Source organism: Shewanella sp. HN-41 (genome assembly GCF_000217915.1).
Taxonomy (GTDB): domain Bacteria; phylum Pseudomonadota; class Gammaproteobacteria; order Enterobacterales; family Shewanellaceae; genus Shewanella.
Genome location: NZ_AFOZ01000014.1, coordinates 380,037 through 404,767 on the forward strand (window position 1 = coordinate 380,037; position 24,731 = coordinate 404,767).

19 protein-coding genes, 2 tRNA genes and 2 pseudogenes are annotated in these 24,731 nt (G+C 46.8%); 19 read left to right on the top strand and 4 right to left on the bottom strand.

All coding sequences use genetic code 11. The features are described 5' to 3' along the window. Positions 1-118 precede the first annotated feature (118 nt). Entirely contained in the window at positions 119-595 is a 477-nt protein-coding gene (greA, locus tag SOHN41_RS04320) for a transcription elongation factor GreA (protein ID WP_007646009.1), read from the top strand. Between the two features lie 335 nt (positions 596-930). Here greA and SOHN41_RS04325 read toward each other — a convergent pair whose 3' ends face one another. Further along, positions 931-2,130, bottom strand: a complete 1,200-nt coding sequence (locus SOHN41_RS04325) for a M56 family metallopeptidase (RefSeq protein ID WP_007646010.1) — start codon at positions 2,128-2,130, stop codon at positions 931-933. Further along, positions 2,123-2,503 (bottom strand): BlaI/MecI/CopY family transcriptional regulator, encoded by a 381-nt coding sequence (locus tag SOHN41_RS04330; RefSeq protein WP_007646011.1) that lies wholly within the window; start codon positions 2,501-2,503, stop codon positions 2,123-2,125. The genes SOHN41_RS04325 and SOHN41_RS04330 overlap by 8 nt, the downstream gene beginning before the upstream one ends. A 314-nt stretch (positions 2,504-2,817) precedes the next feature. On the opposite strand from SOHN41_RS04330, the gene SOHN41_RS04335 reads away from it, so the two are divergent. The 3 genes from SOHN41_RS04335 to secF all read left to right on the top strand — a co-directional run bounded on the left by SOHN41_RS04335 (position 2,818) and on the right by secF (position 6,373). Then, positions 2,818-3,414, top strand: a complete 597-nt coding sequence (locus tag SOHN41_RS04335; protein WP_037458035.1) for a hypothetical protein — start codon at positions 2,818-2,820, stop codon at positions 3,412-3,414. A gap of 224 nt (positions 3,415-3,638) precedes the next feature. Beyond that, the gene (secD, locus tag SOHN41_RS04340; RefSeq protein WP_007646014.1) at positions 3,639-5,453 is read left to right on the top strand and encodes a protein translocase subunit SecD; all 1,815 of its coding nucleotides are present in this window, start codon (positions 3,639-3,641) and stop codon (positions 5,451-5,453) included. Between the two features lie 2 nt (positions 5,454-5,455). Beyond that, positions 5,456-6,373 carry a protein translocase subunit SecF gene (secF, locus tag SOHN41_RS04345; protein ID WP_007646016.1) on the top strand — a complete coding sequence of 306 codons (918 nt, stop codon included), beginning with the start codon at positions 5,456-5,458 and terminating at the stop codon, positions 6,371-6,373. A 116-nt stretch (positions 6,374-6,489) separates the two neighbouring features. On the opposite strand, the gene yhbY is transcribed toward secF, so the two are convergent. Further along, positions 6,490-6,789 (bottom strand): ribosome assembly RNA-binding protein YhbY, encoded by a 300-nt coding sequence (gene yhbY, locus SOHN41_RS04350; protein WP_007646018.1) that lies wholly within the window; start codon positions 6,787-6,789, stop codon positions 6,490-6,492. A gap of 90 nt (positions 6,790-6,879) precedes the next feature. Here yhbY and rlmE point away from each other — a divergent pair, with 90 nt between their 5' ends. From rlmE to rpsO, 14 genes and pseudogenes are all read left to right on the top strand, one after another. Next, positions 6,880-7,509, top strand: coding sequence for a 23S rRNA (uridine(2552)-2'-O)-methyltransferase RlmE (rlmE, locus tag SOHN41_RS04355; protein ID WP_007646019.1), 630 nt, complete (start codon positions 6,880-6,882; stop codon positions 7,507-7,509). 29 nt (positions 7,510-7,538) lie between these two features. Next, positions 7,539-9,512 (top strand): ATP-dependent zinc metalloprotease FtsH, encoded by a 1,974-nt coding sequence (ftsH, locus tag SOHN41_RS04360; protein WP_037458037.1) that lies wholly within the window; start codon positions 7,539-7,541, stop codon positions 9,510-9,512. A 164-nt stretch (positions 9,513-9,676) separates the two neighbouring features. Beyond that, positions 9,677-10,510, top strand: a complete 834-nt coding sequence (gene folP / locus SOHN41_RS04365) for a dihydropteroate synthase (protein WP_007646021.1) — start codon at positions 9,677-9,679, stop codon at positions 10,508-10,510. 74 nt (positions 10,511-10,584) lie between these two features. Then, on the top strand, positions 10,585-11,922 hold the full coding sequence (glmM, locus tag SOHN41_RS04370) for a phosphoglucosamine mutase (RefSeq protein WP_037458039.1): 1,338 nt from the start codon (positions 10,585-10,587) through the stop codon (positions 11,920-11,922). A gap of 194 nt (positions 11,923-12,116) precedes the next feature. After that, entirely contained in the window at positions 12,117-12,899 is a 783-nt protein-coding gene (tpiA, locus tag SOHN41_RS04375) for a triose-phosphate isomerase (protein WP_006082720.1), read from the top strand. Position 12,900: 1 nt separating this feature from the next. Further along, complete coding sequence (gene secG, locus SOHN41_RS04380; RefSeq protein WP_007646031.1) at positions 12,901-13,236, top strand: preprotein translocase subunit SecG; 336 nt, start codon at positions 12,901-12,903, stop codon at positions 13,234-13,236. 10 nt (positions 13,237-13,246) lie between these two features. After that, a tRNA-Leu gene (locus SOHN41_RS04385) sits at positions 13,247-13,333 on the top strand. A gap of 81 nt (positions 13,334-13,414) precedes the next feature. Further along, a tRNA-Met gene (locus SOHN41_RS04390) sits at positions 13,415-13,491 on the top strand. Between the two features lie 172 nt (positions 13,492-13,663). Next, a complete protein-coding gene (gene rimP, locus SOHN41_RS04395; RefSeq protein WP_007646033.1) occupies positions 13,664-14,119 on the top strand; it encodes a ribosome maturation factor RimP in 456 nt (151 codons plus the stop codon). A 29-nt stretch (positions 14,120-14,148) separates the two neighbouring features. Further along, entirely contained in the window at positions 14,149-15,648 is a 1,500-nt protein-coding gene (nusA, locus tag SOHN41_RS04400) for a transcription termination factor NusA (RefSeq protein ID WP_007646035.1), read from the top strand. Positions 15,649-15,673: 25 nt separating this feature from the next. Next, positions 15,674-18,316, top strand: a complete 2,643-nt coding sequence (gene infB, locus SOHN41_RS04405; protein WP_007646036.1) for a translation initiation factor IF-2 — start codon at positions 15,674-15,676, stop codon at positions 18,314-18,316. A gap of 63 nt (positions 18,317-18,379) precedes the next feature. Beyond that, positions 18,380-18,823 (top strand): 30S ribosome-binding factor RbfA, encoded by a 444-nt coding sequence (gene rbfA, locus SOHN41_RS04410; protein ID WP_007646038.1) that lies wholly within the window; start codon positions 18,380-18,382, stop codon positions 18,821-18,823. Continuing rightward, a pseudogene (truB, locus tag SOHN41_RS04415) lies at positions 18,823-19,772 on the top strand (tRNA pseudouridine(55) synthase TruB). Before rbfA ends, truB begins: the two are co-directional and overlap by 1 nt. Before the next feature lie 140 nt (positions 19,773-19,912). Further along, positions 19,913-20,182 carry a 30S ribosomal protein S15 gene (gene rpsO / locus SOHN41_RS04420; protein WP_007646044.1) on the top strand — a complete coding sequence of 90 codons (270 nt, stop codon included), beginning with the start codon at positions 19,913-19,915 and terminating at the stop codon, positions 20,180-20,182. 113 nt (positions 20,183-20,295) lie between these two features. Here the strand turns inward: rpsO and SOHN41_RS04425 are convergent. Further along, positions 20,296-22,343, bottom strand: a pseudogene (locus SOHN41_RS04425) (putative bifunctional diguanylate cyclase/phosphodiesterase). Positions 22,344-22,538: 195 nt separating this feature from the next. Between SOHN41_RS04425 and pnp the strand changes: the two are divergent. Further along, positions 22,539-24,638: a polyribonucleotide nucleotidyltransferase gene (gene pnp, locus SOHN41_RS04430; RefSeq protein ID WP_007646050.1), complete on the top strand. Its 2,100-nt coding sequence runs from the start codon at positions 22,539-22,541 to the stop codon at positions 24,636-24,638. The last annotated feature ends 93 nt before the right edge of the window (positions 24,639-24,731 follow it).

Below are 24,731 nucleotides of genomic sequence, written 5' to 3' on the forward strand. Positions count from 1 at the left end.
TCGTATCTTGAGGTAGCTTGGGTATAAGGTTAGAATAGCGCAATTCCACCCTCATTTGACTGTGTTGACCTTAGCGTTGGCACGGGTTGCTTTTGTTTTAAAGGAGACGAAAGAAGTTATGACTAAGGTTCCTATGACCGTTGTCGGTGCAGAGCAGCTGCGTAAAGAATTAGACATTCTCAAGTTTGAACGTCGCCCTAAAATTACTGAAGCGATTGCCTCAGCGAGAGAATTAGGCGACCTAAAAGAAAACGCGGAATACCACGCAGCCCGCGAGGAACAAGGTATTTGTGAAGCGCGTATCCGTGATATTGAGGGTAAATTATCTAACGCACAGATTATCGATGTGACTAAGATGGCGAATAACGGCCGGATTATTTTTGGCACCACAGTCACCATTTTGAACCTCGATACCGATGCCGAAGTGACTTATCGCATCGTCGGCGATGATGAAGCCAATATTAAAGAAAACCTGATTTCAGTTAACTCACCGATTGCCCGTGGCTTAGTGGGTAAAAATGAAGGTGATGAAGTGTCGATTACCACGCCTGGTGGTATGACAGATTACGAAATCATCTCAGTTCAGTATTTATAAGCGATTGTTCATGCAGTGAGCGTGGCTCCTGATATTTCTAAAACCGCCTGATGGCGGTTTTTTTGTGCTTCTTAGCTGAACCCGGGAGCTTTGTTTGGGATTTTGCGTTAAAGGGGGAGCTTAGCATTTCGGCTAAGAAGGTATCGCTGTGATGATTGAAGAAGCGGTATTTGCCTTGTTACTGAGCGTTAATGACAGTTTCAGATACACAGCCTTTAAGCATGCTCAAGTGACGTGATCATGCTTAAAGGCTTTGCATACTTAAAACAATCTAAATAACAAAAGAGCCTGCGGCCCCTTTGTTGCGTAGACTGTGCTGGATGACTTGATTATTGCTACTGATTGTTTTTTTTCGGCGGTGTGACACCTACTCTTTCGATTGCCGTATTTGGCAAATCCATTGCAAAGTCCAGCTGTACTAGCATGTCTTTGTATTCTTGTCCTGTGGCAGCGTACTGCCATTGCTCTAACGCTGTGATACTGACCTTGTCAAAGATATCGCTGGGTACTGAACGCACAATGCGCACGTTACTGACGTTACCTTGGGCGGATACATCAAACTTGGCCTGTACATAACCTTCGATTCGTTGTTGGGCTGCTTTGATTGGATATTTAGGTTCTACTCGAGTCACTGGTGTGGGGTCATTAGCCTTGTGGGCGCTATCTGCTTGCGCGGGCTGTTGTAACCACAGACCTGCGATCAGCACAGTGGCAACAGCGGTAATTAGCGTGGTTTTGCTGAAACCTTGTTGCAGCTGTAAATGTAATAAACGTTGTTTCATGTGTTTGATATCTCCGTAGTGAGTGGTAAGCCCTTGCCAGCTGACTGGTGTTGGCTCTGAGTTGCTTAGTAATGCTTTACCGTAAGCAATTTTGTCGGCGATGGATGCACTGGCTAACACCAGCGCATCACAGGCTAATTCTTGATCGTGGCGATAAGCACGATACGCTAACCAACACAAAGGGTTGAACCAGAACAGCATCAATAAACCCAGCGCTAACAAATTGCACTGCAAATCACCACGGTGCCAATGCGTTAATTCATGCTGAATAATCAGTTGTTGCTGGGTTGGTGAAAAACGTTGGAAAAAGTCGTTAGGCAGTAAAATTTTAGGCGTAAATAGGCCGCTGATATAAGGTCCTTGCGCTTGATTACTTAACAAGCAAGGTAGGTTGACATCAAGTGTGAGATATTTTGCTGCGGCCTTGTGTTGGTTTAATTGCGATTGACTGCGCATTATCGTGGCGGCGAATAACAGCACACCGCCAAGCCAACACCAGAAAAGGATTGAGCCGCGAGTGAACTGTTGCTCAGCCTGTTGTAAACCGACCTGATACACTTGCATGGCTGCCAAATTACTGTTGTTTCCAAACTGCAGTGGCAACATAAAACACAACAGCAATAAAGGCACTATACACCATAAGGCGTATAAGGTACGGGCACCGAAGCGCGCTAAAAGATAAGGCCGTAGTAGCAATAACATCAGCAACACTGAAGATAAAGGCAGCAGCAATGCCAGCAATAAACTAATCATGGTTATTTTCCTGTTCCCAGCGGGCGATCAGTTGTTTTAATTCAGCAATATCTTGCTCTGCCAGTTTTTCTTGCTGCGCAAAACCCGCGACTAAAGGTGCGATACGGCCAGAAAATACCCGTTGAATAAAACTTTGACTCTCTTTCATCTGATAATCAGCCTGCTGCAATACTGGGCTGTACAAATATGCTCTCCCGTCTTTCTCAAAAGAAACAGCGCCTTTGCTGACTAACCGGCTTAGTAAGGTTTTTACTGTTTTTTCATGCCACTCACTGGCATCGGCTAACTGATCTACCACTTGATTGGCTGTGGCAGGGGCTTGTTGCCATAATACTTTTAATACTTCTAGCTCGGCTTGACTGATATCTTTCATTGTCTATCACTCATCAATTACAAGTGTAATATATAAACTATTACACTTGTAATTATTTACTGCAAGGAAAAAATTATCTATACAAGGTCGTTTACTGCAGTGGGTGTTCTAACATGTGTATTTTGAGGTTACTTGTTAATAAATAGGGGAAGATGGACAAAGATTAATTTGTCTCTTAATGCTGTTTTACCTAAGCTGCAGGCTAAGTGAATGCTCCAGTGTTGTTTTTCCGTCACCGAGTTCACTGTATTGATGGTTTTATTGTTGGTTTGATGAGAGGGCACGCTTTGGTAAAACATTGGCGTACTGGATTGATGTTAGTTTGTGTGGCGATCATGTTGATTGCGCACTCGGCTAGCTATACGCCAAAAACCTCAGTACAGCGCAGCGATCACACTCTCCAGCATGTTCAGGTGCACACGGTTCAGATAGATACTGTTCAAGACAGTGGGAGTCTCGATAACTCGGCTTCCAATACCAAGTCAAACGCTACTCCCCAAAGTTTGCCCGATGCCGACGCTATTGCTCAATCGAATTCACATTCTGATGCACAAACCGTTGAAAGCTGCGGCTCATTAAATACTGATGTTGCCAATACTGCCATTGCAGACTCAGTATCTCAGCCTGCACCTTGTCCAAGCTCCGATTACGTGGGTCATGCGGATGACTTAAATTTTGCCCCGATAAATTCACCGCGTTTTCTCAGTCTTGCCCAACATGATGTGCGTGAGGTGAAGCCGGTATATGTACTCGTGCTAGACTTCACTGCCGAGCCCACGCTCAATACCGTTGAACCTACCGTTCTGGATATCACATCCGACTGGACGCTTTCTGCCGTATCTTCCCCCGCTCGAATTTCGGGTTGGAAAGTCTCAAATCTTCAATATCGATTTAGCCAACAAGCCGCTTAACCCGCCTATTTAGGTGTGCTATCGACTGGAGTCAGCTCCCGTTGAACTTGCATGCCATTGCATTTTTGTTCTCACCGAAACCTCTCCATCACGGTTATTCGCTGTGATGACTCGAGTTTATCTAGCTTAGCTTGCTGGTGCTCAATGACTGGTTTCGGACTGATATCAATATGTTCACTTAGCTTTTGATTTAAAAGTTAGGTGATAAATAGCGAGTTAATCCCATGGAAATAAAACCCAATCAAAGGCTGTTAAATCATTATTCAGCCTGGAAATATATAGTGCTTATCGTCACCATCATAGTGATGTTATTCAGTGCTTTACCTACATTTTATGGTGAGGATGCCGCGGTGCAGGTGGGCGCAAAGGCGGGGTTAACACTCACCCCCGTTGCCCTTAGGGATAAGCTGCAAGCCGAAGGCGTGACGGTAAAACGCATCGACCAAAAGAATGGCGAAACCTTAATTGTCCTCGATGCGGATAACCAACAAACCTTAGTTAAAACCTTCGTTTCTTCTATGGTGGCGGATCCAAAGGAATTGACCTTATCCCTTGCCAGCGCAGCGCCAAGTTGGTTGCAAAATTTAGGTTTTCAGCCAATTAAACTTGGGCTCGACTTACGTGGTGGGGTGCAGTTTCTACTCGATGTGGATGTTGACCCTGTGTATCAAACTCAGGGTGAGGCGTTAGTTGATTCGCTACGTCAATTCATTCGTGAGCAGAAGATCCGTGGCGCCAGCGTCTATTTGGATCAAGCTAGCCAGTTAAACCTGACCTTGCCCGATAATGATGCTCGCGCCGCCGTGCGTCAGATGATGAAACAGTCCTATCCCAATTGGCAATTATCCAATACCGATGGCGCGGGTTTACAGATTAAGTTGAGCCCAGAGGAGCAAACAAAACTGCGTAATTTGACTGTGCAGCAAAACCTGCAAGTTATGCGCAGTCGTATTGAAGAACTTGGCATCACAGAAGCCTTAGTGCAGCGTCAAGGCGATCATAGAATTCGGATTGAGTTGCCTGGCGTGCAAGATCCTGCGGCCGCAAAAAACGTCATTGGTGCTACGGCGAGTCTGGCTTTTTTCGAGGTGAAAGAGTCAGGCTCTGTGAATGCCATGGTGCTCAACGACAAGTCGGGTAAGCCTATTTATGTGAGCCGCACGCCTGTGCTGGGTGGCGATCATATTGTCGATGCCAGAGCGAGTTTAGGTGAGATGGGCATGGCCGAGGTGAACATTAACCTCGACCGTGTCGGCGGGCAGAAAATGTCTGAGTTTTCCCGAACCAATATCGGCAAACCTATGGCGACGTCTTACAGCGAATACAGTCGTGATGAACAAGGTAAGGCTAAGCAAACTCAAGAGATTATCAGCGTCGCGACCATTCAATCCCAGCTTGGAGACCGCTTCCGCATCACTGGCGCTGGCACCTATCAAGAAGCGCAGCAATTAGCCCTGTTACTGAGAGCGGGTTCCATGACGGCGCCAGTGACGATTGTGGAAGAGCGTACCATTGGCCCGACGTTAGGCGCTGAAAACATTGAAAACGGTTTTGCTGCGCTCGGCCTTGGTATGGGTATTACCTTGTTGTTCATGGCGCTTTGGTATCGTCGTCTCGGTTGGGTGGCAAATATCGCGCTGATTTCCAATATGGTTATCCTGTTTGGCCTACTGGCGCTTATCCCAGGCGCAGTGCTGACCCTGCCGGGCATCGCAGGTTTAGTGTTAACGGTCGGTATGGCTGTTGATACCAACGTGCTGATTTTCGAGCGAATAAAAGACAAGTTGAAGGAAGGTCGCAGTTTTGCGCTGGCAATTGATACGGGGTTTGATAGCGCGTTTTCTACCATTTTCGACGCTAACTTCACCACTATGATCACCGCGGTCGTGCTCTATTCCATCGGTAATGGCCCAATCCAAGGTTTCGCCTTGACCTTAGGGCTAGGTCTGTTGACCAGCATGTTTACTGGTATCTTTGCCTCAAGGGCCTTGATTAACTTAGTTTACGGACGTGATGCTAGTCGTCATGTGAGGGTATAACCATGAAAAATATCAATCTAACAAAATGGCGTTATGTCTCCAGTGCTATCTCAATGTTATTGATGATAACGTCATTAGCCATCATAGGTGTGAAGGGTTTTAACTGGGGCTTAGATTTTACCGGCGGTGTGGTCACCGAAGTTCAGCTCGATAGAAAAATCACCAGCAGTGAGTTACAACCCTTGCTTAACGCCGCTTATCATCAAGAGGTTAGTGTGGTCTCGGCCAGTGAGCCCGGGCGCTGGGTGTTGCGTTATTCTGATATCAAGAACACTGATCCACAGAGTACAGATACACTGCAAAACAATGTCGATATTCAGCAGGCATTAGCGCCACTTAACTCTGAGGTGCAAGTCCTTAACAGCAGCGTCGTTGGGCCGCAGATTGGTCAAGAACTGGCGGAGCAGGGCGGTTTAGCGCTGTTAGTCGCTATGTTGTGTATTTTGGGCTATTTAAGTTATCGCTTCGAATGGCGACTCGCATCGGGCGCTTTGTTTGCGCTAGTGCACGATGTGGTGTTCGTACTGGCATTTTTTGCGCTGACGCAGATGGAGTTTAATCTAACGGTACTCGCGGCTGTACTGGCGATTTTGGGTTATTCCTTAAATGACTCGATCATCATTGCCGACCGTATCCGTGAGCTATTGATTGCTAAGCCAAAGCTTGCGATTCAAGAGATTAATAACCAAGCAATTGTGGCGACATTCTCCCGCACTATGGTGACCTCAGGGACTACTTTAATGACGGTTGGTGCACTGTGGATCATGGGCGGTGGGCCGCTGGAAGGATTCTCTATTGCAATGTTTATCGGTATCTTAACGGGTACATTCTCATCGATTTCCGTTGGGGCTTCACTGCCAGAGTTTTTAGGTCTAACACCAGAGCATTATAAAGAACAAATGATTTCTGATATGCCTTAGAACTCTCTCTTAGGTTTTTAGTGCTTTATTTTAGGACAATACCGAACGGCGTAAATTCATAGCAAAAACAAAGAGGCCACTCGATTGAGTGGCCTCTTTGTTAACGTTATAAAAAATTACTTTGCCTTTGGCAGAGCAATCTTCATTTCTGGTGATTGACGATAAATCACCAGAATATGACCAATAAGTTGCACTTTTGCGGATTGAGTTTCACGTACTATGGCATCAACGATGGCATTTTTTAGCTCTCTGTCGGCAGAGGCTACTTTCACTTTGATCAATTCATGATAAGCGAGTGCGCTTTCAATTTCAGCGAGTACACCTTCAGTCAATCCATTGGCACCAAGCAGCACCACTGGCTTTAAATTGTGCGCCAGACCTTTTAAATGCTGTTTTTGTTTGGTTGTTAAGTTCATTTCTACCAACTTTTGCTGAGTTACTGTTGAAAAACGGCTATTCTACCCTTATATAGCCCTTGTGTAACTCTCAATTGTTGCGGATTTTAAATGTCAGGTAAAAAACGTACGGCCAGTTCCAATCGCTGGATGCTGGAACACTTTGATGATCATTATGTCAAACTAGCACAGAAACGGGGATTGCGTTCTCGCGCTGCGTTTAAGCTTGAAGAACTTCAGCAAAAGGACCAACTTATTCGCCCTGGTATGACAGTGGTCGATCTTGGTGCTGCACCTGGCGGTTGGTCGCAGGTAGCAGTGAAGTTGGTCGGAGATAGAGGTAAGGTCATCGCCTGTGACATTTTACCTATGGATCCCATCGTCGGGGTAGATTTTTTGCAAGGGGATTTTCGTGAAGATAAAGTCCTCGAAGCATTGCTTACCCGAGTCGGTGCGGATAAGGTTGACGTTGTGTTGTCTGACATGGCGCCCAACATGAGTGGTTCAGACGGTGTCGATCAGCCGCGCGCGATGTATTTAGTCGAACTGGCGTTAGATATGTGTCATCAAGTGTTGGCACCTAATGGCAGTTTTGCGGTCAAAGTCTTTCAGGGGGAGGGCTTTGACGAATATATGAAAGCGGTTAAAGAGGCGTTCAAAGTCGTAAAAACACGTAAACCGGACTCTTCGCGGGCACGCTCCCGGGAAGTCTATCTTGTGGCGACAGGGTACAAGTTGTAGTACCCTAGCGTTAATCATCGCAAGACTTTATGAGGTCTAGTAATTTGAGTGACATGGCAAAAAATCTAATACTCTGGGTTGTCATCGCCGTTGTGCTGATGTCAGTGTTTCAGGGTTACTCCCCCTCTTCTTCGTCATCGCAGAAGATGGATTATTCTACTTTCCTAGACAATGTTCGTGATGGACAGGTCGCAACTGTTGAAGTGAAAAGCGACCAACGTACTATCGAAGGTTCTAAACGAACGGGCGAGAAATTCACCACGATCATGCCATTATATGACCAAGATTTGATTAATGATCTTGACCGTAAAGGCATTACCATGAAAGGCCAAGAGGCCGAAGAGTCGGGTTTCTTAACCCAGATCTTCATTTCTTGGTTCCCTATGTTGTTGCTGATCGGGGTGTGGATCTTCTTTATGCGTCAGATGCAGGGCGGCGGTGGCAAAGGTGCTATGTCCTTTGGCAAGAGTAAAGCCAAGCTGATGAGCGAAGACCAAATCAAGACTACGTTTGCTGACGTTGCTGGCTGTGATGAAGCCAAGGAAGAAGTCAAAGAGCTGGTCGATTATCTGCGTGACCCAACCAAATTCCAAAAACTCGGTGGCCGTATTCCAACGGGCGTACTGATGGTCGGTCCTCCAGGTACAGGTAAAACCTTACTTGCCAAAGCGATTGCGGGTGAGTCAAAGGTGCCTTTCTTTACCATTTCGGGTTCTGACTTCGTTGAAATGTTTGTCGGTGTCGGTGCATCCCGTGTGCGTGACATGTTTGAACAAGCGAAAAAGTCCGCACCTTGTATCATCTTTATCGATGAAATCGATGCGGTCGGTCGTCAACGTGGCGCAGGTTTAGGTGGTGGTCACGATGAACGTGAGCAAACACTAAACCAAATGCTGGTTGAAATGGACGGCTTCGAAGGCAATGAAGGCGTTATCGTTATCGCGGCAACTAACCGTCCAGACGTACTCGATTCTGCGTTATTGCGTCCAGGTCGTTTTGACCGTCAAGTGGTCGTTGGCTTACCAGATGTTCGTGGTCGTGAGCAGATTTTGAAAGTGCATATGCGTAAAGTACCGCTTTCTGAAGATGTCAAAGCAAGCGTGATTGCCCGTGGTACCCCTGGTTTCTCCGGTGCTGACTTAGCTAACTTAGTCAACGAAGCAGCCCTGTTTGCGGCTCGTGGAAATCGCCGAGTTGTGGGCATGGAAGAATTTGAGCGTGCAAAAGATAAAATCATGATGGGTGCTGAGCGCCGTTCTATGGTGATGTCTGAAGCCGAAAAAGAAATGACCGCATACCACGAAGCGGGCCATGCAATTGTGGGTTGTTTAGTACCAGAGCACGATCCTGTGCACAAGGTCACTATCATTCCCCGCGGCCGTGCGCTGGGTGTCACTTTCTTCTTACCCGAAGCTGATTCAGTCAGTCAGAGTCGTCGTAAGTTAGAGAGCCAAATTTCGGTCGCTTACGGTGGTCGTTTAGCGGAAGAGCTTATTTACGGTACTGAAAAAGTGTCGACTGGTGCATCACAGGATATCAAATACGCGACATCTATTGCGCGTAATATGGTGACTCAGTGGGGCTTCTCGGACAAGCTTGGTCCATTACTCTATGCCGAAGAAGACGGTGAAGTGTTCTTAGGGCGCAGCATGGGTAAAGCCAAAGCCATGTCCGATGAAACGGCGACGCTTATCGATGCCGAAGTGAAAGTCTTTATCGATAAAAACTATGGCCGTGCGAAGCAGATATTGACGGATAACCTCGATATTCTACATTCGATGAAAGAAGCCTTAATGAAGTATGAAACCATTGATTCACTTCAAATTGACGATCTAATGAACCGTCGTGAAGTGCGTCAACCTGCCGATTGGCAAGCCGATGACAATGGTTCAAATGACAAAGGCAATGACAAAGGCGAACCTGCAGTTAAAGTCGACGAAGTGGTAAAATCCGCTCCCGTTGAAACTGAACTGAAAGATGTCGATGAATCACCCGTTAAGTAAGTTGTCGTAATTGAAAGAGAACCCCGTTAAGGGGTTTTCTTGTTTTACCTTGCTAGAAAATTGACAGCCTGTCATTTGTCACTGTTTCTCTATTATAGAGATCGCTGGACAGTGGATAGGAAATCGATAACGCGCTAGCAAGCTGTCCCAAATGGAGTCAATGCGTGTTTGAATTAATTGCTGGAACCAAACGCTTATCCTTAGCTTCGCCCGTAGTGATGGGCATTCTGAATGTCACTCCCGATTCTTTTTCCGATGGTGGAAAATTCTCCTCCTTCGAGCTGGCCTGTAAACATGCGGACGAAATGGTCGCCCAAGGCGCACTTATTATCGATATCGGTGGCGAGTCAACCAGACCAGGTGCGGCCGATGTGAGTGTTGAGGATGAACTCGCGCGAGTGCTCCCGTTGGTGAACTATGTCGCTAAGCACCATGATGTGTGGATCTCAGTCGATACCAGTAAACCCGAAGTGATGCGACAAGCGGTTAACGCTGGAGCACATTTAATCAATGATGTGCGTGCCCTGATGGAGCCGGGGGCGCTTGAGACTGCCGCGCAGTTGAATGTGCCTATCTGTTTAATGCATATGCAAGGCGAGCCGCGTAGTATGCAAAGCGCTCCCGAATATCAAGATGTTGTTACCGAGGTGTCGACTTTTCTCGCTGAGCGGATTCAGGCTTGTCTCGATGCGGGGATCCCAAGGGAAAGATTATTAATCGACCCCGGTTTTGGTTTTGGTAAAACCTTAGAACATAATTATGAACTCCTTGGTAAATTGCAGACTTTAGCCCAGTTTGAGTTACCAATATTGATCGGTTTATCCCGTAAGAGCATGATAGGCAATCTCCTTGGAAGGCCGACCTTAGATCGTTTGGCGGGGAGTCTGGCTGGCGCTATGATAGCGGCACAGAAAGGGGCTCATATTATTCGTGCACATGATGTCGCACAAACGGTGGATATGCTTAAAGTGTTACAAGCAACACAGGCTTATCTCTAAGTGCTATTTTTTCTACGCATCTAATTAATATTATGATCCCAGTTAACTGGGACACATTTAGTTTATGGGGCGATATGACAGAACGTAAATTTTTTGGAACCGATGGTATTCGTGGCAAGGTAGGTTCAGGGCAAATGACGCCTGAACTCGCGCTGAAATTAGGTTGGGCCGCGGGACGAGTATTATCCCGTAGTGGTACCAAGAAGGTCATTATCGGTAAAGATACCCGTATCTCGGGTTATATGTTTGAATCGGCATTAGAAGCTGGTCTTTCTGCCGCGGGTCTTAATGTGATGTTAATGGGGCCTATGCCAACGCCTGCAGTCGCCTATTTGACGCGTACTTTTCGCGCCGAAGCTGGGGTGGTGATCAGTGCATCACATAATCCCTATTATGATAATGGCATTAAATTTTTCTCCACCGACGGCAGTAAGTTAGACGATAAGTTAGAGTTAGAGATTGAAGCCGAACTCGAAAAGCCCCTCGTTTGCGTCGAGTCACATCTACTAGGCAAAGTGTCCCGTATCGAAGATGCCCGAGGCCGTTACATCGAGTATTGTAAAGGTAATTTCCCTGCAGAGCACACCTTAACGGGGCTAAAAATTGTGGTCGATTGTGCCCATGGTGCAACCTATCACATAGCGCCAGCGGTATTCCGTGAATTAGGCGCCGAGGTGGTAGCCATCGGTGATAAGCCTGATGGTATGAATATCAATGACAAAGTGGGCGCGACGTCCATGGGCAAAATTTGTGAGACAGTGCTTGCCGAAGGTGCCGATTTAGGTATCGCCCTCGATGGTGACGGTGACCGAATTATGATGGTTAACAGTAAAGGGGAAGTGATTGACGGCGATCAAATCCTCTATATTCTGGCCTGTGATGCGAAAAATCGTGGCGTGTTACGCGGCGGTGTTGTTGGCACCTTAATGTCTAACCTTGGGCTGGATTTAGCCCTACAAGCACTCGATATTCCCTTCGCACGCTCAAAGGTAGGCGACCGTTATGTGATGGAATTACTTAAGGAACTCGATTGGCGTATCGGCGGTGAGAATTCAGGGCATATCCTTAATCTTGACCACGGCACAACCGGTGATGGCATTGTCGCAGGGATCTTAGTGTTAGCGGCCATGCGTCGGCAAAATGCCACTCTAGAGCAACTCACAGCACCTATGGAAATGTTGCCACAAGTGTTAGTGAATGTGCGTTTTGAGGGCGAACACAATCCATTGAATTCCGATAAAGTTAAAGCGGCCCAAGCCCAAGTCGAGTCACAACTCGGGGCTCGTGGTCGAGTATTACTACGTAAATCAGGTACTGAACCTTTGATCCGTGTCATGGTAGAAGGTGACGATCATAGTGCAGTATTGGCCCACGCAAATTTGATCGCCGATGCGGTAAAGTCGGCAAGCTAGTCTTTGCCGATTTTGTAGTGAGTGCGGCTGATACCGATTGAAAATGAAGGTGTTAGCTGCACAAATGAACAGAAAATAGCTTTGGAGTGTAAAAATTAAGCATTCCAACCGGATATCTAAAAAAATTCGAATTTAGCTATTGTAACTTAATAAGTGGTTCGCTATTATTCACGCCGCTTTCAGAGGAGACAGTGATGGCACTCAGACGTCCTATGGTAGCAGGCAATTGGAAGATGAATGGCAGTGCGGCATTAGCGCAAGAGTTATTCAAGAAATTTGCCTCTAAGCTCCAAAATGATTCAGCTGAAGTGGTTTTATGCCCGCCTTCTATCTATCTAGAGAGCGTTAGGCAACTGCTAGAAGCAAACAAGGAAGCGTTAGACGGTTCACTTGTTAGGATGGGCGCACAAAACCTAAGTCAACATGACTTTGGCGCTTATACCGGTGAAGTTTCAGGTCAGATGCTAAAAGATTCAGGATGTCGATATGTGATTATCGGGCATTCAGAGCGTCGCCGTATGTACGGAGAGACGAGTAATATCGTAGCGGAGAAATTCGCCGCTGCACAAAAGCACGGTCTGACCCCAATATTGTGTGTGGGTGAGTCGGGTCCAGCGCGGGAAGCAAGACGTACCTTTGAGGTGATTGCTGAAGAGTTGGATATAGTGATCCAGAAAAATGGCACTATGGCTTTTGATAACGCTATTATCGCCTACGAGCCATTATGGGCTGTAGGAACAGGTAAGAGTGCGACGCCAGAGCAGGCACAGGAAGTTCATGCGTTTATTCGCAAACGCCTCTCTGAAGTATCTCCGTTTATCGGAGAAAATATCAGGATTCTCTATGGTGGTAGTGTAACACCGAGTAATGCTGCAGATTTATTTGCCCAACCTGATGTTGATGGTGGACTGATTGGCGGTGCCAGTTTAAACTCTAGCGAGTTTTTAAGTCTGTGTACCATAGCGATGAGCGCATAATATGTATGAAGTTTTAGTGGTTGTTTACTTGTTGGTTGCATTAGGTTTAATCGGCCTGATCCTCATCCAGCAGGGAAAAGGAGCTGACATGGGGGCCTCATTTGGCGCCGGTGCATCAGGTACCTTATTCGGTTCAAGTGGTTCAGGGAATTTCCTGACACGCACTACGGCGATTCTGGCCATTGCGTTTTTTACCTTAAGCCTGCTAATTGGTAACTTAAGTGCAAATCACGCAAAAAATGAAGATTCATGGAAAAATTTAGGTTCAGATACTGAGCAGGTGACTCAACCTGTTGAGCAAGGAACCGAAAAGTCAGAAACCAAAATTCCTGACTAGTAAGAGTTTAGCCGAGGTGGTGAAATTGGTAGACGCGCAGCCTTGAGGTGGCTGTGTCCTAACGGACGTGCGGGTTCAAGTCCCGCTCTCGGCACCAAATTAACTAAGATAGACGAGGTAAGTTCTCTCTTAGTTATTGCAAGAAAAGACGATAGTCAATATACTTGCACACAGTTGACGCGGGGTGGAGCAGCATGGTAGCTCGTCGGGCTCATAACCCGAAGGTCGTCGGTTCAAATCCGGCCCCCGCAACCAGCTCCTAGTAACGAATAGTGTTTGAATTCGTTATGGTTTACAGGTTCTTGACACTAATGACCTCGTGATTACGGGGTTTTTTGTTATCTGGGACTTTTAAATTTGTCGTATATTCTATACGGCGTTGTACTAGGGCTATTAAGCCCTTTTTTGTTTTTTTCGGGGGTCAATTTTGGCAACATTAGAATCCAGACTGGCAGAAATGCTCAAAGTGCCTGTGGAGGCATTAGGCTTCCAACTCTGGGGCATTGAATATGTTCAAGCGGGTAAGCATTCAATACTTCGCGTGTTTATTGATGGTGAAAACGGTATCAATATTGAAGATTGTGCCAATGCTAGCCGTCAAGTCAGTGCTGTACTCGATGTTGAAGACCCTATTCCGACTGAATATACCCTAGAGGTTTCTTCACCCGGTGTGGATAGACCGTTGTTTACTGCAGAGCAGTATGCGGCCTACGTGGGCGAAGATGCGAAAGTTCAACTGACTATGCCTGTCGCGGGCAGTCGTAATTTAAAAGGCGCCATTACCAAGGTTGAAGGGCAAATGCTCTCGCTGAATGTCAATGGTAAAGAGCTAGTTGTCGCCCTGGATAATATCCGTAAAGGCAACGTAATCGCTAAGTTTTGATGGTTTCAAGGTGAACGAGGCAAGACGAGATGAATAAAGAGATTCTGCTAGTCGCTGAAGCGGTTTCAAATGAAAAGGCCGTTCCACGCGAGAAAATTTTTGAAGCGCTAGAGATCGCTCTGGCTACTGCAACCAAGAAAAAATACGAAGGTGATATCGACGTTCGTGTTTCCATCGATCGTAAAACTGGCGGTTACGAAACATTCCGTCGTTGGATGGTGGTTGACGATCACGGCGAAGCCCTAGAGAACCCATTCCGCGAGATCACGCTCGAAGCGGCTCGTTATGAAAATCCGGACATTCAACCAGGCGAATATATCGAAGACGATATCGAGTCGGTAGTGTTTGACCGTATTACCACACAAACCGCTAAGCAAGTCATAGTACAAAAAGTACGTGAAGCAGAGCGTGCGCAAGTGGTTGAGCAGTTCCAAGATAAAGAAGGCGAGCTGATCACTGGTGTAGTGAAAAAAGCGACCCGTGAAAGTGTGGTGGTCGATTTAGGCAACAATGCTGACGGCGTGCTGTTCCGTGAAGATTTAATTTCTCGTGAATCTTTCCGTCCTGGTGACCGCGTGCGTGCATTGCTGTACTCAGTACGTCCAGAAGCCCGCGGCGCACAGCTGTTTTTAACGCGCACTAAACCTGAAATGCTGATTGAGCTTTTCCGTGTAGAAGTGCCTGAAATTGCCGATGAGTTGATCGAAGTGATGGGCGCTGCCCGTGATCCAGGCGCTCGCGCAAAGATTGCCGTAAAATCCAATGACCGTCGTATCGACCCTATTGGTGCGTGCGTGGGTATGCGCGGTGCACGTGTACAAGCGGTATCGAATGAACTGGGTGGCGAGCGTGTTGATATCGTGTTGTGGGATGATAATCCAGCACAGTACGTGATCAATGCTATGGCGCCAGCCGATGTGGCCTCTATCATTGTTGACGAAGATAACCATTCAATGGATATCGCCGTTGAGGCTGATAGTTTGGCACAAGCCATTGGACGTAATGGCCAAAACGTACGTTTAGCGACTCAACTGACAGGTTGGGAATTGAACGTTATGACAGTGGAAGACATGAATAAGAAGCATCAGGCCGAAAGCGCCAAAGTGGTGAATCTATTTATGAGTTCATTGGATGTCGATGAAGATTTTGCACAAGTGCTTGCGGATGAGGGCTTTACGTCGCTCGAAGAAATCGCTTATGTACCTGTGTCTGAACTATTGGCGATTGATGGTTTTGACGAAGATCTCGTTGAAGCTTTACGTGAACGTGCAAAAGCGGCGATCTCGACCAGAGCACTCGCCACTGAAGAAGCACTAGATGGTGTGGAGCCAAGTGACGAGTTGTTAGCACTTGAAGGTGTTGAAAGACACTTAGCCTATGTTTTTGCAAGCAAAGGTATTGTGACTCTAGAAGACTTGGCTGAACAAGGCATTGATGATTTGATCGAAATTGAAGAATTGACAGAAGAAAAAGCAGGTGCGCTCATCATGGCTGCCCGCAACATCTGTTGGTTTGGCGAAGAAGCATAAGTCGATCAACAGGGGGATTTAACTGATGGCAGATACTACCGTAGAGAAATTGGCCACGGAAGTGGGTAAAAGTGTTGAACGTCTGATTGAGCAATTCTCTCAGGCTGGAATTAAGAAAGGCCAAGCTGATAATGTGTCTGAAGCTGAAAAGCAGCAGTTACTGGATTATCTGAAAAAACAGCACGGTGGCGAGACTGCCCCGACTAAAATGACACTGCAGCGCAAAACGGTATCAACCCTGAGCGTGGCGGGTAATGGTGGTCAATCTAAAGATGTGAAAGTGGAAGTGCGTAAAACCCGCACTTTCGTTAAACGTGATGTGAATGACTCTGTGCTAAAAGCGGAAGAAGAGGCGAAAGCAGAAGCTGAAGCATTAGCAAAAGCAAAGGCCGAAGCGGAAGCGGCTCAAGCGGCCAAGGCGAAAGCTGAGGCAGAAGCTAAGGCTAAAGCAGAAGCTGAAGCCAAGGCAAAAGCCAAAGCGGCGGCAGAAGTGAAAGTAACCAAAGATGCTTCTCCAGAAGCAGAAGCGGCACGTCTAGAAGCTGAGCGTTTAAAAGCGGCGCAAGAGGCGGCAACTAAACGCAAGCAAGATGAAGAAGCGGCAAAAACGGCCGAAAAAGCCCGCTTATTAGCGGAAGAAAACTCTAAGCGTTGGGCTGAAGAAGAGCGTCAACGCTTAGAAGCGGAAAGAAACGGCGATCACCACATCACCACCTCTAAAGTAGCGCGTGCTGCTGAAGATACTTCCGATCTGGATGAAGAAAAACGCGGCCGTCGTGCTCGTAACAAGAGCAACGCTAAGAAGCGTGGCGGTAAAGATGCCCGTGATGGCCGTGAAAAGCACATGCGTAACCGCAGCACAGCACCCGAGTCTATGGCCCACGGCTTTAACAAGCCAGTTGCTGCTGTAAGCCGTGATGTGCGTATCGGTGAAACTGTGACTGTTTCTGAACTGGCGCATTTAATGGCAGTGAAAGCGACTGAAATCATCAAACAGATGATGAAAATGGGCTCAATGGTCACGATCAACCAAGTGTTAGATCAAGAGACTGCCCAATTAGTTGCCGAAGAAATGGGCCACAAAGTGGTGCTAATTCGTGAAAACGAACTTGAACATCAAGTATTGTTAGACCGTGACGATGAGGGTGGCGTTAAGCTGGAATCCCGTGCACCGGTTGTGACCATCATGGGCCACGTTGACCACGGTAAAACGTCTCTGCTTGACTATATTCGCCGCGCGAAAGTGGCTGCTGGCGAAGCCGGTGGTATTACTCAGCATATTGGTGCATACCATGTTGAGACCGAAAACGGCATGATCACTTTCCTCGATACCCCAGGCCACGCCGCGTTTACCGCAATGCGTGCCCGTGGTGCCAAGGCGACCGATATCGTTGTGTTAGTCGTTGCGGCCGATGACGGTGTAATGCCACAGACGATCGAAGCGATCCAACATGCTAAAGCCGGTAACGTGCCGTTAATCGTTGCAGTGAACAAGATGGATAAACCGGAAGCGGATATCGATCGCGTTAAGAGTGAACTGTCACAACACGGTGTTATGTCTGAAGATTGGGGCGGAGACAACATGTTTGCCTTCGTATCCGCTAAGACAGGTGAAGGCGTTGATGATCTGCTCGAAGGTATCCTATTACAAGCTGAAGTATTAGAGCTTAAAGCGGTACGTGATGGCATGGCTGCGGGTGTGGTTATTGAATCCCAACTGGATAAAGGTCGCGGCCCTGTGGCAACGATTCTGGTTCAGGAAGGTACTCTGCGCCAAGGTGATATCGTTCTATGTGGCCTTGAGTACGGTAAAATCCGTGCGATGAAGGATGAGAACGGCCGTTCTATCACTGAAGCGGGTCCATCAATCCCAGTTGAAATTTTGGGTCTGTCTGGCGTACCGTCAGCCGGTGATGAAGCGACCGTCGTACGTGACGAGCGTAAAGCCCGTGAAGTTGCCCTGTATCGTCAAGGTAAGTTCCGTGATGTGAAACTGGCACGTCAGCAAAAATCTAAGCTTGAAAACATGTTCGCGAACATGACAGACGGCGAAGTGAAAGAACTGAACATTGTTCTTAAAGCAGACGTACAAGGCTCACTGGAAGCGATTACCGATTCGTTAACGGGTCTATCTACCGATGAAGTGAAAGTGAACATCATCGCTCGCGGTGTGGGTGCTCTGACCGAAACCGATGCGACTTTAGCCGCGGCTTCTAACGCTATCATGGTTGGCTTTAACGTGCGTGCCGATGCGCAGGCGCGTAAGACTATTGAGAGCGAAAGCGTCGACCTACGCTACTACAGCGTTATCTATAATTTGATTGATGAAGTGAAAGCAGCGATGACAGGTATGCTGTCTCCTGAGTTCAAACAACAAATTATCGGTTTGGCTGAAGTTCGTGATGTGTTCAAATCGCCTAAGCTGGGTGCGATTGCTGGTTGTATGGTGACCGAAGGTACCATCAAACGTAGCGCACCAATCCGCGTACTGCGTGATAACGTGGTGATCTTCGAAGGTGAACTCGAATCTCTGCGTCGCTTTAAAGATGACGTTAACGAAGTTCGCAACGGTATGGAATGTGGTATCGGCGTTAAGAACTACAACGATGTTCGCGTAGGCGACCAAATCGAAGTATTCGAAACCGTCGAAGTGGCACGTACTCTGTAACGATAAAGAGGGCGGCATTAGCCGCCCTTTCGATTTAATGACATTAGCTATGGTACAGATATTATGGCAAAAGAATTCAGTCGTACACGTCGCATAGCACAGCAGTTGCAGCAAGAGCTTGCTCTGGTGTTGCAGCGCGACATGAAAGACCCCCGTATTGGTTTTGTTACCGTGAATGACGTCGATGTCTCCCGTGATTTAAGTTACGCCAAGGTCTTTGTGACCTTCTTTGAGGAAGACAAAGAAGTTGTACAGGAAAAGCTCAACGCGCTGATCAGCGCCGCACCCTATATTCGCACCCTTGTGGCTGGCCGGATGAAGCTGCGAGTGATGCCAGAGCTGCGTTTTGTCTACGATAGCTCATTGGTTGAGGGGATGCGTATGTCTAACCTCGTCAGCCAAGTAATTAATCAAGATAAAGCGAAACAGCAGCAATTTGGCAGTGCTGAAGATGTCCAAGATGTGGACGCGACAGACGATACCGAAGATACAGAAGGTAAAGATTAATGGCTCGTCGTCCAAAAGGCCGCTTCATCGATGGTATCGTGTTGTTGGACAAAGCCACTGGCATGAGTTCCAACTTTGCGCTGCAACGGGTAAAACGCTTTTTAATGCGAACAAAGCCGGACACACGGGCGCGCTCGATCCGCTAGCCACAGGCATGCTACCCGTATGTTTAGGTGAGGCGACCAAGTTTTCACAGCATTTGTTAGATGCCGATAAGCGTTATCTAGTGACGGCAAAACTGGGCCAGCGTACCGATACCAGTGATTCCGATGGCGAAGTGGTGCAGACGCGCCCTATGGATTTTACCGAGATACAGCTATTAGCTGCGCTCGAGCATTTCCGTGGCGATACAATGCAAGTGCCTTCAATGTACTCTGCGTTAAAATATCAGGGACAACCCTTATATAAATATGCGCGTGAAGGCATTGAAGTGCCCCGTGAAGCGCGGCCTATCACGGTATTTGAGCTTAACTTTATCAAGCTTGAAGGCGATGAGTTGACCTTGGACATCCATTGTTCTAAAGGCACTTATATTCGTACTATTATCGATGATCTCGGTGAAATGCTTGGCTGTGGTGCCCATGTGATCATGTTGCGCCGTACCCAAGTGGCACAGTACCCCTATGCTAGAATGGTTACCCTTGAGCAGCTTGAAGCTCTCGTTGCCCAGGCCCAGGAACAGCAGATAGAGCCGAGTCTGCTACTCGATCCGCTTTTATTGCCTATGGATACGGCCGTGGCCGATTTTCCCGAGGTGAATGTACCCGATGCCAGTGCTGCCTATCTGATGCAAGGGCAGGCGGTGCGTGTTGTGGGTTTAGAAGCCGATCAATTAGTACGTATCACCTTAGGGGATACCCGTCGGTTTGTCGGCATTGGCGCGATGAATGATGACGGTCTGTTAGCGCCTAAACGACTCATTGTTATCCATGACGAGCCTGCAAAGTAGCGCATTGAACCAATTCGAAATCATTATTCGATTAAGACCAGCCTTTTATTGCGCTAGGGTTGGATTATGGGTAGAATAGCGCGCCCTCTGGCTGAGTTAGTGATCGGCTAGAGATTCATACTATATATTTGGAGAGACACATGTCACTAAGTACTGAAGCGAAAGCAAAAATCCTGGCTGAATTTGGCCGTGGCGAAAACGACACTGGTTCAACTGAAGTTCAAGTTGCTTTGTTAACTGCGCAAATCAACCATTTGCAAGATCACTTCAAAGAGCACATCCACGATCACCACTCACGTCGTGGTCTGTTACGCATGGTTAGCGCGCGTCGTAAGTTAACTGCTTACCTGAAGCGTACTGATGCAGAGCGTTACAACGCACTGATCCAAAAGTTAGGTCTACGTCGTTAATCTCACGTCGACTAACGTAAAAAAGGAGGCTTAGCCTCCTTTTTTATTATTCTAAATTGGGTTTTCTCTAAGTTGCTCAACCGTCAACCGTCAACCGTCAACCCTCATGCCATCTACCACTTGCCATCGATATGGGCAAGGCTCGCGGTTTGGCTTGAAATATAGAGGGCTTCAAAATCTGCTTGTGGTAAAGGTTGGCTAAAATAGAAACCTTGTCCAATCTGGCATCGATTTTCCTTAAGCCAGTCGAGTTGAAGCTCATTTTCAATCCCTTCGGCAACGATCGTTAAATTGAGCTGCTTCCCAAGCATTAAGATGGTGGATGCAATTGCACTATCGCAGGGTAAATCCGATACAAAACAACGGTCAATTTTCATCGTCGTGATGGGAAGATGTCGCAGGTATGAGAGTGAAGAATACCCGGTGCCAAAATCGTCTACTGCGATACCAAACCCAGCGGATTTCAATTGTTCAAGTTTATTGATGGCCTGCTCAATGTCATTCATTAATGAGGTTTCGGTGATCTCTATTTCTAACAGATCAGGTTGGATCTGATAGCGCAACGCCATTTGCTTGATATCGGATACTAGGCTTGCATCGGCAAATTGTTGCGACGCAACATTAATCGCAATTGGGATCGCATAGTTATATTTTTTCTGCCATTCCCTTAATGTTTTACAGCTTTGCTCTATCACCCAGCGACCAATTGGAATAATGATGCCAGTTTCTTCGGCCACAGGAATAAATGACATAGGGCTGATTAAACGGCCGTCTTTTTGCCAACGAATGAGGGCTTCACAGGCGATAACCTTACCGGTTTGCAGATCGAGTTTAGGTTGGAAATAAAGTAAAAATTCATTGTTTTTTAGTGCATCGTGTAATGATGCTTCGGTACGTAAACGTACGGCAGCGCGTTCGGTCATCTGCTGTTTAAAGAAGGCCCATTGGTTCGAACCCGCCGCTTTTGCGCTGTACATGGCGATATCCGCATGACGGATAAGATCCTCTGCGCTGTTACCGTCTTCGGGATAAATTGAAATACCAATGGACGCCGCCGGATGGATCGCATGCTCGTTGAGCTGAATAGGCACATTGAGTTGAACTAACAGTTTATCGACAAAGTCTGCCGCTTGATCCGGTGACTGGACCGCGTCGGCCAAAATCACAAATTCATCTCCCCCCAAACGAGATACAGTACCTTTATCACCCACAACACGTTCGAGAATGCGGGCTATTCTGGCTAAGAACTGATCGCCGAGGGCGTGACCGAGGGAGTCATTGATATTTTTAAAGCGATCTAAGTCGATAAACATCAAAGCAAAACTGCGTTTATGAACTCGGGCGCGTTGAATTGTAACTGCGATGGTTTCGAGCAATAGCGTCCTGTTAGGTAATCCGGTGAGAGGATCTCGGGTCGCCATTTTACGCAGTTTAGATTGTGTTTGGCTAAATTGAATGAGGATTTGATTAAATTTAGAGGTCACTAAGCCTAATTCATCATCCTTATGGGCGTTGGACATGGGGAGTAAATTTTCATCCGGCGAATCGGGCTCAATCTTATCAATTGCTTCGCTTATTCTTGCTATTGGCTGGGTTAAGAAACGGTGAAATACCACCGAGAGCACTAAGGTGAGCAATAAGGCGCGGGCTAATGTAGCTAGGAAGCCTAGTTTTAGCTGTGAAAACAGTGTATTGGTCAACTCTTGTGTGTCGTAGAAAATAGTCAGTGTGCCGATAAGCTGCTGTTTTTGGGTGCCTTCAAAATAGAAGGGACGGTACAAGGGCCGAGAGATTTCTTTCAGATCATCGAAGAGTTTATTGCTGAGACTGATAAATGTTTGCGAGTTATTTTTTTATTATTACTGACGGAAACAAACATTGAACCATCGTCGAGTTCAATCACCGCCGAGCCTACGTGTTCGACTTTGATAGCACCTTCTAAGGTTTGCCTCGCTAAATTATCATCCAAGGCCCAAACGGCATTGGCTGCTGGCTGCTCCACTGAATCGAGTAGTTCCTGCTGCGTGGCTGTAAGTTGTTGTTTTGTCGTTATGACAACGAGGGCAATCTCAACGATAAAAATAGCGATAGCGAAAAATAACGCAGTAAATACGACGAGGTTAGTTTGTTTCCAAGTCAGGGATTTAAAGCGACCCGTCATTCAGCTCGTCCTTTATAATTGTTTTTCGCCATAGGGATGATTTTCCGTATCAAATGAAAGTATAACTCTTTGTTGATTTACCCACTTTAGTGAAAAGATAGGTCTTTGTCATCATTATCTGCTCTTTATCTATTGTCCTTAATTGCAGTATACTTACGCGCGTAATTCAAGGTCATTAATTAAGGAATGGGTCACGTGAATCCAATTGTAAAGAGTTTTGAGTATGGTCAACATACAGTCACCCTGGAAACGGGTGTTATAGCGCGTCAAGCCGATGCAGCCGTGTTAGCGAGTATGGGTGACACGACAGTGTTAGTCACTGTTGTAGGTAAAAAAGAAGCCGAAGCCGGTCGTGACTTTTTCCCTCTGACTGTTAACTATCAAGAAAAGACCTACGCAGCGGGTAAAATTCCTGGTGGTTTCTTTAAGCGTGAAGGTCGTCCTTCAGAAGATGAGACATTAATCGCTCGTCTGATTGACCGCCCAATTCGTCCTCTTTTCCCTAATGGTTTCAAAAACGAAGTTCAAGTGATCATTACTGTGGTTTCTGTCGATCCACAAATCGAGCCAGACATCATTTCGATGATCGGTACTTCAGCGGCGTTGGCTATTTCTGGTATTCCATTCAGCGGTCCTTTAGGTGCGGCTCGTGTGGGTTATATTAATGGCGAATACGTACTGAACCCAACTGTTGCTCAAATCGAGACTAGCCAACTGAACTTAGTAGTTGCGGGTACCGAAAGCGCAGTATTAATGGTGGAATCAGAAGCCCAAGCATTACCAGAAGAAGTGATGTTAGGTTCTGTTGTTTACGGTCACGAGCAACAACAAGTGGTTATCAAAGCGATTGCTGAATTTAAAGCAGAAGCTGGCAAACCAATGTGGAATTGGACCGCACCAGTACAAGATGAAACCTTAGTCGCTCAAATTAAAGAGTTGGCTGAAGCGGGTTTAGGCGATGCCTATAAAATTCAAGTTAAACAAGAGCGTTATGCTCAAGTTTCTGTGGTTAAAGCGGCAGTGAAGGAAGCTTTGTTAGCAAGCAACCCAGACGTTGATTTGCGTGAAGTTGATAATTTACTGGGCAGCTTAGAGAAGAAAGTGGTCCGTGGTCGCATTATCCGTGGCGAGCCTCGTATCGACGGTCGTGAACCAGACATGATCCGTGCATTAAGCGTGTTAGCGGGCGTATTGCCACGTACTCACGGTAGCGCACTGTTCACCCGTGGCGAAACTCAAGCCTTAGTGACTTGTACTTTAGGTACTGAACGTGATGCACAGAAGATCGACAGCATCATGGGCGAGCGCACTAACCGTTTCATGCTGCACTATAACTTCCCTCCATACTCTGTTGGTGAAACAGGCATGGTGGGTTCACCTAAGCGCCGCGAAATCGGTCATGGTAAGTTAGCATGGCGCGGTATCAACGCTGTTATGCCTTCAGCTGCTGAATTCCCATACAGCGTGCGCGTGGTATCTGAAATCACTGAATCTAACGGTTCAAGCTCTATGGCGTCAGTATGTGGTACTTCTCTCGCGCTGATGGATGCCGGTGTACCTATCAAGACTTCTGTCGCGGGTATCGCTATGGGTCTAGTGAAAGAAGGCGATGATTTCGTTGTTCTTTCTGACATCTTAGGTGATGAAGATCATTTAGGTGATATGGACTTTAAAGTGGCGGGTACCCGTAATGGTATTACTGCACTGCAGATGGATATCAAGATCGAAGGTATCACTAAAGAAATCATGGAAATCGCACTGCAACAAGCCTATGGCGCACGTGTGCATATCCTGAACGTGATGGACCAGGCCATTGGTTCACACCGTGCTGATATTTCTGATCACGCACCACGCATCACCACGATCAAAATTAACCCAGAAAAAATCCGTGACGTTATCGGTAAAGGTGGCGCAGTTATTCGCGCTCTGACCGAAGAAACGGGCACTACGATTGAACTGGAAGATGATGGTACTGTGAAGATTGCCTCTTCGAATGGCGAAGCAACCAAAGAAGCTATCCGTCGTATCGAAGAAATCACTTCAGAAGTGGAAGTGGGCCGTATCTACAATGGTAAGGTTATTCGTATCGTTGATTTCGGTGCCTTCGTGAACATTCTGCCGGGCAAAGATGGTTTAGTACACATTTCACAGATCAGTGATGAGCGTGTGGCTAACGTGTCTGATCACCTTGAACTGAACCAAGAAGTGACAGTTAAAGTCATGGAAGTGGATCGTCAAGGCCGTGTAAGGCTGTCAATTAAAGAAGCACAAACGAAAGAAGCTGCTGCAGAATAATTGAGGGATAAACTCAGTATTCCCAAGCACTTTTAAGTGACTGTCCAAAAAGGAGATCAATTGATCTCCTTTTTATTTGTTCAAATTTAATTA